This window comes from Actinophytocola sediminis (assembly GCF_054779715.1).
Window position 1 is genome coordinate 74,683 of sequence record NZ_BAAGXS010000009.1, and the last position, 12,575, is coordinate 87,257.

11 protein-coding genes are annotated in these 12,575 nt (G+C 71.4%); 3 read left to right on the plus strand and 8 right to left on the minus strand.

Translation table 11 applies throughout. The features are described 5' to 3' along the window. The first annotated feature begins 3 nt into the window (after nt 1-3). Together ACYVIP_RS05550 and ACYVIP_RS05555 are read left to right on the plus strand one after the other, a co-directional pair. Entirely contained in the window at nt 4-387 is a 384-nt protein-coding gene (locus ACYVIP_RS05550) for a SchA/CurD-like domain-containing protein (RefSeq protein WP_460392691.1), read from the plus strand. Then, on the plus strand, nt 387-1,247 hold the full coding sequence (locus ACYVIP_RS05555) for an LLM class flavin-dependent oxidoreductase (protein ID WP_460392693.1): 861 nt from the start codon (nt 387-389) through the stop codon (nt 1,245-1,247). The genes ACYVIP_RS05550 and ACYVIP_RS05555 overlap by 1 nt, the downstream gene beginning before the upstream one ends. A 3-nt stretch (nt 1,248-1,250) precedes the next feature. On the opposite strand, the gene ACYVIP_RS05560 is transcribed toward ACYVIP_RS05555, so the two are convergent. The 4 genes from ACYVIP_RS05560 to ACYVIP_RS05575 form a co-directional block, all read right to left on the minus strand. After that, the gene (locus ACYVIP_RS05560) at nt 1,251-1,805 is read right to left on the minus strand and encodes a hypothetical protein (protein WP_460392695.1); all 555 of its coding nucleotides are present in this window, start codon (nt 1,803-1,805) and stop codon (nt 1,251-1,253) included. A gap of 100 nt (nt 1,806-1,905) precedes the next feature. Then, nucleotides 1,906-3,558, minus strand: a complete 1,653-nt coding sequence (locus ACYVIP_RS05565; protein ID WP_460392697.1) for a (2,3-dihydroxybenzoyl)adenylate synthase — start codon at nt 3,556-3,558, stop codon at nt 1,906-1,908. Nucleotides 3,559-3,575: 17 nt separating this feature from the next. Beyond that, nucleotides 3,576-8,774, minus strand: a complete 5,199-nt coding sequence (locus ACYVIP_RS05570) for a type I polyketide synthase (protein ID WP_460392699.1) — start codon at nt 8,772-8,774, stop codon at nt 3,576-3,578. A 65-nt stretch (nt 8,775-8,839) separates the two neighbouring features. After that, nucleotides 8,840-9,511 carry a hypothetical protein gene (locus tag ACYVIP_RS05575; RefSeq protein ID WP_460392701.1) on the minus strand — a complete coding sequence of 224 codons (672 nt, stop codon included), beginning with the start codon at nt 9,509-9,511 and terminating at the stop codon, nt 8,840-8,842. A gap of 90 nt (nt 9,512-9,601) precedes the next feature. Here ACYVIP_RS05575 and ACYVIP_RS05580 point away from each other — a divergent pair, with 90 nt between their 5' ends. Further along, nucleotides 9,602-9,991, plus strand: coding sequence for a nuclear transport factor 2 family protein (locus tag ACYVIP_RS05580; RefSeq protein ID WP_460392703.1), 390 nt, complete (start codon nt 9,602-9,604; stop codon nt 9,989-9,991). A 64-nt stretch (nt 9,992-10,055) separates the two neighbouring features. Here the strand turns inward: ACYVIP_RS05580 and ACYVIP_RS05585 are convergent, their stop codons facing one another. The 4 genes from ACYVIP_RS05585 to ACYVIP_RS05600 all read right to left on the minus strand — a co-directional run bounded on the left by ACYVIP_RS05585 (nt 10,056) and on the right by ACYVIP_RS05600 (nt 12,546). Next, the gene (locus ACYVIP_RS05585) at nt 10,056-10,418 is read right to left on the minus strand and encodes a hypothetical protein (RefSeq protein ID WP_460392705.1); all 363 of its coding nucleotides are present in this window, start codon (nt 10,416-10,418) and stop codon (nt 10,056-10,058) included. Between the two features lie 116 nt (nt 10,419-10,534). Continuing rightward, complete coding sequence (locus ACYVIP_RS05590; protein ID WP_460392707.1) at nt 10,535-11,218, minus strand: hypothetical protein; 684 nt, start codon at nt 11,216-11,218, stop codon at nt 10,535-10,537. 41 nt (nt 11,219-11,259) lie between these two features. Further along, nucleotides 11,260-11,829 carry a hypothetical protein gene (locus tag ACYVIP_RS05595; protein WP_460392709.1) on the minus strand — a complete coding sequence of 190 codons (570 nt, stop codon included), beginning with the start codon at nt 11,827-11,829 and terminating at the stop codon, nt 11,260-11,262. An 81-nt stretch (nt 11,830-11,910) separates the two neighbouring features. After that, nucleotides 11,911-12,546: an NAD(P)-dependent oxidoreductase gene (locus tag ACYVIP_RS05600; RefSeq protein ID WP_460392711.1), complete on the minus strand. Its 636-nt coding sequence runs from the start codon at nt 12,544-12,546 to the stop codon at nt 11,911-11,913. Nucleotides 12,547-12,575: the final 29 nt, after the last annotated feature.

Consider the following 12,575-nt stretch of genomic DNA (forward strand, 5'->3'; position numbering starts at 1 on the left):
AGGATGTCCACCTGGCACGCGCTGCACTACCCGATCAAACGGGGTAGTGAGGAGGCGGTCAAGGAGCTGTTCCGTACCAGCGGACGGCCCCAGTTCGAGATCACCGCACCGGACGGCACGGTCGTCGGCCGGCTGTTGGCCACCATGGCGTTCGTCGGCGAGGGCTCGGCGATCCGGGTCATCGAGGTCGACGGTCCGCTGCCGGTGGTGGCCGCGCACATGAGTCGTCAGCCCGAGGTCCGGGAGTTCGAGCGCCAGCTCGAGGAGCACCTGACCGAGGACCGCGACATGCTCACCCCGGAGGGCGCGCGGGCGTTCTTCCAGAAGGCCGGCATGGAGAACGTGCTCAACCGGCGCGCGCCGGGCACGAGCGCCGAGGCGGCCTGATGGAGATCGGGGTCGGCCTGCCCAGTGTCATCCGGGACGTGCCCGGTGACACGGTGCTGGAGTGGGCCAGGGAGGCGGACCGAGCGGGGTTCACCACCCTGGCCACCCTCGACCGGTTGGTCTACGACAACTACGACTGCCTGACCACCCTGGCGGCGGCCGCCGCGGTGACCGAGCGGGCGAAGCTGGCGACGACCATCATGATCTCGCCGCTGCAGTCCAACACCGCGTTGCTCGCCAAGCAGGCCGCGACGGTCGACCGGCTCTCCGGCGGTCGGCTGGTGCTCGGGCTCGCGGCGGGCGTGCGGCCGGACGACTTCCGTGCGAGCGGGGTCGACCTGGCCGGGCGGGGCAAGCGGGTCGAGGCGCAGGTGGCCGAGCTGCGGGAGATCTGGTCGGGCGCCCGGCGTGGGTTCGCCGGCGGCATCGGGCCGACGGTGGCCGCGCCACCGCCGATCCTGATGGGTGGGCACTCGCCGGCGGCGCTGGCGAGGACCGCCAGGGTGGCCGATGGCTGGATCTCCGGTGGCGGCGGCGTCGACATGTTCGCCGGCGGTGTGGTCGCCCTGCGCAAGGCCTGGCAGGAGGCCGGGCGCGACGGTGCGCCGAGGTTGGTGGCGCTGACCTACTTCGCGCTCGGGTCGGGGGCGGCGGAGTTGGCCGACGGTTACCTCAACGACTACTACGGTTTCGCACCGCCGTACGCGCAGCTGGTGTTGCGCAACGCGGCGGTCGGCGAGGCGAAGCTGACCGAGACGCTCTCCCGGCTGACCGACATCGGCTGTGACGAGGTCATCCTCGCTCCCTGCGGGTCCTCTTTGGACCAGCTGAAGGAGCTGCGTGAGGTGGTCGGCAAGTAGGGGTCACGACCACGGCCGCTCACCCATGCTGGGTGGGCGGCCGTTGTCATATCCCCGTGGCGCCGCGCGCCGGGCCCGCTTGACCGCGAGTCCCCTGGTGACCGCTGGCAGGCACCAGAGCAGCATCAGCGCGAGGAACGGGACGAGCAGCACCAGCGCCCAGAGGTCGCCCGAGCCGCCGTCCACCACGCCGTAGACGACCACGCCGATGGGACCCAGCGTCAGCAGCACGCAGAGCACGCGCGCCGCCCGCAGGCCAAGCCCGGTAAGCAGGGCGCTGACCCCGAGCAGGGCGATGACGCCCAGGGTCGTCGCCGCGATGACGACCTGGCCCTCGGCGCTGGCGACGAAGTCCGGCTCGGCCATGGGGATGGACTTCCGCTCAGCCGCCTCCAGGAACTCCACCTTGCGGCGCAACCCCATGACCCAGAAGACGGCGAGGCCGGTCAACAGCACGGACACCCCGAAGGTGATCCACTTGACCACCGTGAGCGCACGAGTGGACGGTGGCGGCCCGGGTGGCGGATAACGATACTGCGGCGCGAACTGCTGGTACATCGGGCGGTTCCCCTGCTACTGGCCTGTGCCACAAAGGACACAGGCTAGGAGGGTCGAACACGCCGTGCTGTCCGGCGTTCGCCGGACAGCACGGCGGGGGTCAGGCCGCCCGGCCCTCGGCGCGGGCGAGGATCTCCTGGCGGAGGGCCTTCTTGTCCACCTTGCCGACGGCGGTCAGCGGGAAGTCGGCGACCAGCTCCAGTTGTTGGGGGTGCTTGAACTTCGCCACCCCCCGCGCGGCGAACAGGTCCCGGATCTCGGCCAGGCCAAGCGAGTATCCGTTGTGGACCACCACGCACACGCACACCAGCTCGCCGTACTCCGGGTCGGGTAACGCGATCGCGGACACCCGGCGCACCGCGGGCAGCAGGTCGACGACCGCCTCCACCTCCGGTGCGGAGATCTTCTCCCCGCCCCGGTTGATCAGGTCCTTGACCCGGCCCTCCACCACGAAGTTGCCGTTGGGCGCCCAGCGAACCAGGTCACCGGTGCGGTACCAGCCGTCCGGTGTGTACGCCCTGGCGTTGTGCTCCGCCGCGCGGAAGTAACCCCGCGGGGTGTACGGGCCCCTGGTCAGCAGTTCGCCCGTGCCACCGAAGGACACCGGCTCACCCTGCTCGTCGACGATCAGGATCTCGTCGGCGTCGCTGATCGGGCGGCCCTGGGTGTGGTTGGTGACCGACGCCGGGTCGCTCGGCCGGGTGTAGTTCAGCAGGCCCTCCGCCATGCCGTACACCTGTTGGAGCGTGCAGCCGAGCGCCGGGCCGATCCTGGCGGCGAACGCCGGGTCGATCACCGAACCGCCGACCTGTACCAGCGCCAGCGTCGACAGGTCGCTCGTGGTCGTCGCGGCGGCCTCCACCCAGCGCTGCGCGATCGCCGGCACCAGCGAGGTGACCGTGACCGCCTCGCGCTCGATCACCGGGAAGGCGACCTCCGGTTTCGGCGAGCGGATCATCACCACCCGGCCGCCGTGGATCAACGTCGCCAGGATCCCGGGGGAGCCGAGCGGGAAGTTGTGCCCCATCGGCAACGTCACCAGGTACACCGTGTCGGTGTCGAAGCCGCACACCTCGCCGCTCTGCCTGGCGTTGTACTCGTAGTCCTGGTGGGTGCGGCTGATGATCTTCGGAGTGCCGGTGGTCCCGCCGGAGAGCAGGAACAGCGCGATCTCGCTCGGGTCGGGCGCCTGCGCGTCCAGCCGGGCCCGCAGCCTGGTCGGCTCCTGGCCGCGCTCCACCAGTGTCCGCAGGTCCACATTGGACCCGAAGGTCTCGCCAAGTACCAGCACCTCGCACGGCCGGCCGCGCGACTCGGCCAGTTCGGTGGCCAGCCGCTGGTGGTCGAACTTCTGCCAGGTGTCCGGCACCACGATCGCGCGCACGTTCGCCAGCTCGGCCAGGTAGCTCAGCTCGTGCTCGCGGTGGGCGAGCAGCGCGAGTACCGGCGCCACGCCGATCCGTTGGCAGGCAAGGAACAGCGCGACGAACTCCCAACTGTTCGGCAGCTGCACCAGGATGTTGTCCCCGTCGCGCAGCCCGAGGTCCAGCAGGTTGTCGGCGAGCGCGTCGGCGTGCTCGGCCAGATCCCGGTAGGAGATCGCGAACTCGCCGTCGACGATCGCGGTCCGGTCGCCGTGTTCCTGCGCCCAGGTCCACATCCAGTGGCCGAGCGGTTTGCCCCGCCACAGTCCGGCCGCGACATACCGCTCGACGAACTCGGCTGGCCACGGAGTGAATCCGTCACGCTTCATTACTCTGTCCTCCCTTGTCAGGCCGCGGCCGCTGGTGGTGCCTGGGTCTCGCCGGCCAGCAGCTCGGCGAGAAAGTCACTGATCGCCCGCACGGTCGGCGAGTTCCACAGCAGCGTCGCGGGCAGGCTCACCCGGAACTGGCGCTCCAGCCGGCCGCGGATGAGCTGGGTCATCACCGAGTCGAGGCCCATCTCGATCAGCGGTCTGCGCACGTCCAGCTCGTCGAGTCCGAGCTTGAGCTCGGCGGCCACCTGGACGGCCACCTCACCGGCCAGGTACTCGCGCAGCTCGGCGTCGCGCAGCCCGGCCCACGGTGTGCCGCTGGCGGTCGGGCCGGGCACCTGTTCGGCGGACAGCTCGGCGAGCAGCGGCGGGCGGCGCATGCCGGGCAGCCGGGGAATCGTGCGCAGCACGGCGACGTGGTTGACCGGTTGCCGTTCGGCGTACTCCCACGACCGGAACGCCTCCGCGGCGGTGATGTCGCCGGTGCCGCGCGCGGCCAGCTCGGCGTCGATCGCGGCCGACGAGGTCGACATGCCAAGCCCGCGCCACGACGTCCACCCGAGGCTCAGCGCGTCGCCCCGGTGGGCGGCCAGCGCGTCGAGCACCGCGTTGCCGGCGGCGTATGCGGCCTGGCCGGGCAGCCCGAGCAGCAGCCCCGCCGAGGAGAACAGCACCAGGAAGTCCAGGCTCCCCGGGCCGAACAGCTCGTGCAGCACCAGCGCTCCCCCGACCTTGGGCGCCAGCACGGACTCCAGCGACGCCAGGTCCACATCGGACGCCAGCCGGTTGTCGAGCACACCGGCCGCGTGCACCACGCCGCGGATCGGCGGCAGGCCGTGGGTCGCGGTGGACAGCTCGCGCGCGGCCTGGGCGGCGTCGGCGACGTCCAGCGCGACCGTGCGCACGGTGACCCCCGCCGCCTCCAGCGCGCGGACCGCCTCGATCCGCCCGGCCAGCGCCGGATCGCTGACCCAGTCCCATTCGGTGCGCGCCGGCAGCGCCTGCCGGCCGGCGAGCACCAGCCTGCGGGCACCCCGGCCGGCCAGCCAGCCGGCCACCTCGAGCCCGAGCACGCCGAGCCCGCCGGTGATCAGATAGGTGCCCCCGGGGTCGCAGGTGACCGGCGGGCGGGTCGGCGCGCCGTCGACCGGGGCGAGCCGGGCGACGGTGAGTTCCGCGTGCCGCAGGGAGATCACGTCCTCGGCCGGGCGGGCGGCGAGTACCAGCCGGAGCAGGCCGGCCGAGCTGAGCGGGTCGTCGGCCGACAGGTCGACGATGCCGCCCCAGAACTCCGGGTACTCGCCGCCGAGCACTCGGCCGGCGCCCCACAGCGCGGACTCGGTGACCGCGTCGAGCGTGGCGGCCGCACGCACCCCGCGGGTCAGGCACCACAGCGCGGGCGGGGACTCCCAGCCGGCGAGCACCTGCGCGGTCCTGGTCAGCAGCCAGGCCGCGGCCGCGGCGTCCGTGCCGGGTGGCGGGACGACCACGACCGCGCTGTTCGGCGTGCCGAGCTGTTCGTCCAAAGAGGACGGATCGGCGGCCGAGGACCACGGCACCCCCGCGTCGGCGAAGGTCTCGCCGAGCTGGGCGGCCAGGCCGGTGTCGCCGACGAACGCCACCGCGTCCAGGTCGGCGCGCTGGCGGGCCGGCAGTTCGAATGGCCGCCACACGATCCGGTGGACCAGCCTGCGCGGGCTGGCCGGGGCGCCGATGTCGCCGTCCAGCACGCCATAGCGCAGGCCGTTGATCGTGGCGACGACCGTGCCGTCCGGGGTGGCGACCGCGACGTCGACGGTGTCCGTCGAGCCGGTGCGCACCCGCACGCTGAGCACCGCCTCCACCGGCGGGTGACCGCCGACGCTGACCCGGCGGATGTGCGCCGGCATCCGCAGGGTCGCCGGGCCGTCGAACACCACCGACGCGGCCGACAGCGTCGCGTCCAAAATGGACGCCCAGGTGACCGGCAGGGTGTCGTCCGGGTCGGCGAGCACGCGGACGAACAACTCGCCCCGGCCGCGCCGGATCCGCTCGATCCGCCACGGGAAGCCCATCGCGGCCACGCCGATGGACGCGAGCCGGTCGATGACGAAGTTCGGGTCGAGCCGCTCGGTGCACCGGCCGCGTAACTCGGCCAGCGGCAACGTGTCCACGCCCGGCGGCTCGGCGACCACCGGCACGGCGGCGGTGGTGTGCGTGAGCCAGCCCGACTCCGGCTCGGCGGGATCGGCCCCGCCGGGCAGCCGGGAGCACAGCCGCAGCGTGCCGTCCATCTGCACCACCTGCAACTCCCGCGCCAGCGCCGGGGACACCGGCACCCGCAGGGAGACGTCGGTCAGCGTGTGCCCGCCCGCGGCGGCGAAGAAGGTGTTGAGCAGCACGGCCGCCGGCACGATCTCGGTGCCCTGCACCGGATGGTCGCCGGGGTATGGCCGGCTGTCGAGGTCGAGCCAGGTCTGCCACAGCCGCACGGTCGACGTGCCGTGCACGGTCAGCGGCGCGCCGAGCAGCGTGTGACTGTCCACTTCGTGCAGTCGGGAGTGCGCGGTGGTGTTGGCCGCCGAGCTGACCCGGTGGTCGCGGTGCTGCCAGGCGATCACCGGCAGCTCGACCAGCCCGCCGCCCTGGTCGCCTGCCGACCAGTCGACCGGGACACCGTGGCAGTGCAGCGCCGCCAGGTTCGCCAGCAGCGATGCCTGCTCCGGCCGGTTGCGGCGCAACGTGTGCGCCACCACCGCGTCGGCGACGCCCTCCTCGGTCAGCACCTCGTTGATCGAGTACGAGACCACCGGGTGTGGCGCGATCTCCACGAACGCGCGGTAGCCGTCGGCGAGCGCGGCCGAGACCGCGTCGGCGAAGCGCACCGGGTTGCGCAGGTTGCCCGCCCAGTACGCGCCGTCGCGCCGGTCGTCGCCGCGCGGGTCGGCAAGCGAGGTCGAGTACACCGGCACGTCGCCCGCGCGCGGGGCCAGGTCGGCGACCGCCTCGGCCAGGTCGTCGACCAGCTGGTCCATGTGGTGGCTGTGGAAGGCGACATCGGAGTTGACCCGCTGCACGTGCAACCCGGCCGCGGTCCACTCCTTGAGCACCACCTCCAGCTCCGCCACGTCCCCGGCGACCACTGTGGACGACGGCGCCGCGGCGATCGCCGCCACCACACCGTCCACATCGGACAGTCGGTGGTCGACGTCGGCGAACGGCAGGTTCACCATGGCCATCGCGCCCTGCCCGGCGACCCGGCGCAGCAGCGCGGAACGCCGGCAGATCAGCCGGGCGCCGTCGGCCAGGTCGAGCATCCCGCCGACCACCGCGGCGGCGATCTCGCCGACCGAGTGGCCGAGCACCGCGGCCGGGGCGAGACCGCGCGCGGTGAGCACCCTGGCCAGCCCGACCTGCATGGCGAAGATCAGCAACTGGATCCGGTCGGTGTGCAGCAGGTCGCCCTCCAGCAGCGCCCGCCTCGGCGAGACCCCGAACTCGGCCAGGCAGATCGGCTCCAGCTCGTCGAGCACCGCGCCGAAGGCCGGCTCGGTGGCCAACAACTCCCGGCCCATGCCGATCCACTGCGACCCGTGCCCGGAGAACACCCACACCGCGCCACGTTCGGCGCCGTCCAGCACCCGGCCGCTGACCAGGCCGTCACGCGGCTCGCCGAGGGGCACCTGGCGCAGCAACGCCATCAGCTCCTCGCGCCCGGCGGCCAGCACCCCGGTGCGGTGGCTCAGGTGCGCGCGCCGGCGGCCGAGGGTGTGCGCGATGTCGGCCAGTTCCAGCCCACTGTCGGCGGCCAACCGGTCGGCGAGCACCGTCGCGTAGTCCCGCACCGCCTCGGACGTGTTGCCGGACAACGGATACACCCGCAACGCGGTCCCCAGGTCCGGCGCCGGGCTGGCCACCCGGGGACCGGGTGCCTGCTCCAGCACCAGGTGCGCGATCGTGCCGCCGTAGCCGTAGCCGGACACGCCCGCGCGGCGCGGGCCGCCGGTGCTCGGCCAGCGGGTCAGCTCGGTGACCACCCGCAGACCCGAGTCGTGCCAGGGGATGTCGGGGTTGGGGGTGGTGTGGTTGAGGCTCGGCGGGATGGCCGCGTGCTCGATCGCGAGCACCGCCTTGATCACCCCGGCGATGCCGGACGCGGCTTCCAGGTGGCCGATGTTCGACTTCACCGAGCCGATCAGGCACGGCCGGTCGGCCGGCCGGCCGACGCCGTAGACCGAGGCGATGGCGCCGGCCTCGATCGGGTCGCCAGCGCGGGTGCCGGTGCCGTGCGCCTCCACGTAGTCCACCGACTCCGGGGTGACGCCCGCCTGCCGGCAGGCCTGGCGCAGCATGTGTTCCTGCGCGTCGCGGCTGGGCGCCATGATCCCGTTGGTGCGCCCGTCCTGGTTGACCGCGCTGCCGCGGATCACCGCGAGCACCCGGTCGCCGTCGCGGTGCGCGTCGTCGAGCCGCTTGAGCACGACCATGCCGCAGCCCTCGCCCCGGCCGTAGCCGTCGGCGGTGGCGTCGAACGACTTGGACCGGCCGTCGGGCGCGAGCGCGCCGGCGGCGTCCATCACCATGGTCAGCCCGGGGGCGAGCATCAGCATCACGCCGCCCGCGATGGCCACCGGCGTCTCGCGCAGGCGCAGGCTCTGGCAGGCCAGGTGCAGCGCGACCAGCGACGAGGAGCACGCGGTGTCCACGACCATGCTGGGGCCGCGCAGGTCGAGCACGTAGGAGACCCGGTTGGCGACCGCGCACATGGACGAGCCGATGCCGGTCCACGCCTCGATCCTCGGCAGGTCCTCCAGCAGCCGGCGGCCGTGGTCGTCGGTGTTGACGCCGACGAACACCCCGGCGTTCGAGCCGGCGAGCGAGCTGGGCACGATGCCGGCGTGCTCCAGCGCCTCCCAGCTGACCTCGAGCGCCATCCGCTGCTGGGGGTCCATCAGCGCGGCCTCACGCGGTGAGATGCCGAAGAAGGCGGCGTCGAATCCATCCACTTCGGACACGAAGCCGCCGAGTCCGGTCATCCGCCGCAGGGCGGCCGCGTTCTCCTGGCTGGACTCCCGGTAGTGCGCCCAGCGGTCGGCCGGCACCTCACCGATCGCGTCCAGGCTGTCGACCAACGAGTTCCAGAACGCCTCCGGCGAGTTGACATCGCCAGGCAGCCGACAACCCATGCCGATGATCGCGATGGCGTCACGGGCGTCTTCCCGAGAGTTCTCCACGGCTCGATCATCCGTTTGCCGCGTCCCGGACACATCGGGCGGCAGTCACACCGGGGCGAGGAACCTCAGGTTCGACGTGGTAGCAGGAACCCGGCCGCCACCAGCCACAACAGCGCGGCGAACCGACCGACCGGGATCAACGTGGTCGCCGCCTCGGTGACGAAGGTGAAGCTGGCGGCCAGCGAGATCCCGGCGATCACCAGCCCGGCGCCCGACAGCCAGGCCGGCAGGATCCCGGCCCGCATGGCGACGATGCTGGCCGCGCCGACGAGCAACGCCGCGGCGGCCACGTGCGCGAACCCGCCGAGTCCGAAGTAGAGGTAGTGCATGGCCCGCCGGACCGCCGGCTCCTCGACCACGCCAGGGTGGGCCATCACCCACTGCACCAGCCCGTTCAACGCGAGGAACACGGCCGCGACCAGCCCGCCAGCCGAGGCGACCGCGATCGGCCCGGGAAGGTGGGGCGCGAGCCTGCGCAGCCGGGTGACCAGCGTGGCGGTGCAGGCGGCCAGCGCGAGCCCGGTGCCGAACTGGAGGAACCCGACCCAGACGACGAGCGTGCTGTGCTCGGCGTAGAAGGTGGCGATGTCCGCGTCGTCGGTGAACGGCGAGGTGTACACCGCGCCGGCGGACACCAGCCCGGCGAGTAGGCTCGCGATGAACAACCCGGCGGTCACCACCGCCGGCACAGCGACCGAGGAATCCTTTTCGGACAGTCGGGAAACCGTTGTCGTCATTGACTGATCGTAGGATCGTCAGCGCGCAGGCGGCGATTCTCCTATCCGCCGTCGAGTAGCCTTCGAGACGATTGACAGTAGGGTGGGGGCATGACTGTTGCCGAGACGATCGACCGGTTCGCCGTCGCCGAGCAGAAGGCCGACGCCGACGCACTCGAAACCCTGCTGGCCGAGGACTTCCACGGCGTCGGCCCGCTCGGCTTCGTGCTCACCAAGGAACAGTGGATCGGCCGGTACCGCTCTGGCGCGCTGGTGCCGACGGCGTTCGAGCTGCGGGAGCTGAGCGTGCGCGAGCTCGGCGACACCGCGCTCGTGCTCGGCGTGTCCCGCCAGGAGGGCAGCTACAACGGCCACCAGGCCAACGGCGAGTTCCGGATGACGCTGGTGCTGAGCAAGGCGGGCGCCGGCTGGCAGGTCGCGCACTGCCACCTGTCCGGCCCGCTCGGCCCGCCGCCCGGCCGCCCCCCGTCAGCCGGCTGACTGCGATGAAGGCGTCCTTCGTCGCGCTCAATGCGCGCAAGGACGCCTTCATCGCGTCACCTCATCAGAGGTAGACCCGGCCCGAGCAGACGTGTCCGATGCTGTTGCGTTCGCACGCCCGGAACGAGTCGATGACGCCGATGGTCTGGTAGCCGCAGCCGCTCTTCGAGCCGTTTCCGTCGGAGACCGTGCCGTGCTTGGAGTTTGAGCCCCAGTACTCGGCGTAGACTCCGTTGCCGTCGGCTTCGTTGTCGCAGGCATAGATGGTGTTGCTCGAGGTCCAGAAGCGGGCGTAGTCATCCCCCTGGTAGACCGTGACGAAGTTGGCGGCCGACGCTGTCCCGGTCCCCATGACAACGGCCGCGGTCACCGCCGCGGTCGCCACGGCCACCGACCCGACTCTCCTGAACACCCCTCGAACGGACATGACAGTTCCCCTCTCGATCGCATGCTGACAAGCCGTAATCTAGGTCGGCCCGCCCGCCCGCGACGTCCGGCGAATGCCCGACAGCCCAGGTGAGACCGCGAGGGTTGCCTCTGGTGTCAGCTCGTGCGCCAGGTGACGAAATCGAACTCGATGCGCGGCTCGCCCGCTGACGGCGGATGCGTGATCGTGAGGCCGGCCAGGTTCCCCTGGTCAGTCAGCACACAGAGCACGCTGCCGTAGCGAAGGTCGTAGGCATCGATCAACGTCTTGGTCCAACCAGCGTCACTGACGCCAGCACAGCGGCTGAGCACGGACCCCTCGGTCGGCGCCGCTATCGCGAAGCGCGGCGTCCCATTCGTCATCGCGTCGAGCTGCCCACCCGTCGTTGTTGGGCTCAGGTCGACGCCGAGTGTGTTCTGACCGAGAGTTCGACCGGTATCAAGATCGACCCCGGTCGCGCCTTCCAGGTCGGCATCACCGCTGGCGATGACCGGCGGTTCCGCCGACGACTGCGGGTCGAAGATCCGAATGCCGATGAACACCAACCCGGCCGCGACCAGCAGCGCAAACTCCACCATATGCGCGCCAACGCGGAAGAATCTGCCATTCTCGGTGATCCGGTCATTGATGACCAGCGCCAACGCACACCCGAAGAAGAACACGCCCATGACGACACAGATTGTGTTTTTGTCATGGCTCTCCCACCACCCGGACACCCCGCTGAGGTTCCCGGCGACCGCCAGCGCGGCCAATGCCACACCGATATAGGCCGCGACCCTTCGCAACACCCGGACCGTCACGCGCTCGCCGCGCGGCCCTTCAGGTCTGGTTGGCGCGGACGTCATGGCTGCCCGTACCGGATCACGTAGTGCAGGTCGAAGCCAGGGCCACCAACGACTGCCGGGCTGTCCGGGCTGATGATCGCCAGGTTGCCCTCCCCGGTGCGCACACAGATCCCTCGGCCGCTCACCAGCGGCCTGTCCAGGCCCGCGATCTCGCGCAGATAGTCGGACTCGGCGACGCTCGCACACCTCGCGAAGTCCTCCGGCCCGAGGTGATCGATCCAGGCGACACCGGCGCGCGGATCCCGAGACGTCACGACCAGCTGGGTCGCATCCGGCACGGCCTCGACGTCCGCGCCCGTCCCATATGGATTGTCTGTGGTGCGGCCACAATCCAGATCAAGCCCGAGACCGAATTCCAGTGTCACGCTACCGGCGCGCACCGGCCCTTTGTCCTTCTTTTGCTGGCACGCTGAATCTGTCGGCACACCGTTCGACGTCGACGCGGCTGTCACCGTCGAGACGGGCGTCGGCGACGGCAGGGAAACACCTGCTGAATCGGCGCATCCGACGAGCACTACCAGGGCTGCGCAGGGGCCAACGAGATGAAGCAGCGGCCGAATTTTCACCCGGTCATGCTAGTGAAACAATTCCCCTCCAGCACACAGTTGCCGGCCCACTCTCCCGCAATTACACCCGATCGAGTGACGCTAGTACGCGATCTCCACCGTGGTGCGGGAGATCTCCCGGTCGGCGGCGTGCGCCAGCAGGTAGTGCGCGACGTCCGCGCGGGCGATCGACCAACAGCCGCGCAGTTTCTCGCCGATCGCGCTGCGGTAGCTGCCGGTGAGCCCGCCCTTGGTCAGCCGCGCCGCGCGCACCAGGGTCCAGTCCAGGCCGCTGTCCCTGACCCGCTGCTCCATCAACGCCATGTCCCCGTAGGGCTTGGCGAGAATCCGGTGCAGCAGGAACTTCGCGATGAACCACTCGCCGAACCGCTTGGGCGACGGGATCTCCAACGACGACGTGGACACCACCAGCAACCGCTCGGTGCCCTCGGTGCGCATCGCGTCGATGATGTTCGTGGTGCCCTGCGAGTAGACGGTGGTGGCGTGCCGGTGCATGCCGATGCCCAGCGCGGAGACCACCACGTGCGCGCCGGCCACCACCTCGGCCACCGCCGCCGGGTCGAGTACGTCGCCGCCGACCACGGTGATCCGGTCGCCGAACTCCGCCAGGTCGGCGGGGTTGCGGGCGAGCACGGTCACCTTGTCGCCGGCCGCCAACGCCTGTGCGATCACCGCGCGCCCGGTCCCCCCGGTCGCGCCGAACACGGCCAGCCGCATGTGTCTCTCCTGTTCTCGCACGGACGCCC

Bases quoted from the DNA above. Each gene is read 5' to 3' on its own strand.
- ACYVIP_RS05560 (WP_460392695.1), bottom strand. From the start codon at position 1,805: ATGTACCAGCAGTTCGCGCCGCAGTATCGTTATCCGCCACCCGGGCCG.
- ACYVIP_RS05550 (WP_460392691.1), top strand. From the start codon at position 4: ATGTCCACCTGGCACGCGCTGCACTACCCGATCAAACGGGGTAGTGAG.
- ACYVIP_RS05565 (WP_460392697.1), bottom strand. From the start codon at position 3,558: ATGAAGCGTGACGGATTCACTCCGTGGCCAGCCGAGTTCGTCGAGCGG.
- ACYVIP_RS05580 (WP_460392703.1), top strand. From the start codon at position 9,602: ATGACTGTTGCCGAGACGATCGACCGGTTCGCCGTCGCCGAGCAGAAG.
- ACYVIP_RS05600 (WP_460392711.1), bottom strand. From the start codon at position 12,546: ATGCGGCTGGCCGTGTTCGGCGCGACCGGGGGGACCGGGCGCGCGGTG.
- ACYVIP_RS05575 (WP_460392701.1), bottom strand. From the start codon at position 9,511: ATGACGACAACGGTTTCCCGACTGTCCGAAAAGGATTCCTCGGTCGCT.
- ACYVIP_RS05555 (WP_460392693.1), top strand. From the start codon at position 387: ATGGAGATCGGGGTCGGCCTGCCCAGTGTCATCCGGGACGTGCCCGGT.
- ACYVIP_RS05585 (WP_460392705.1), bottom strand. From the start codon at position 10,418: ATGTCCGTTCGAGGGGTGTTCAGGAGAGTCGGGTCGGTGGCCGTGGCG.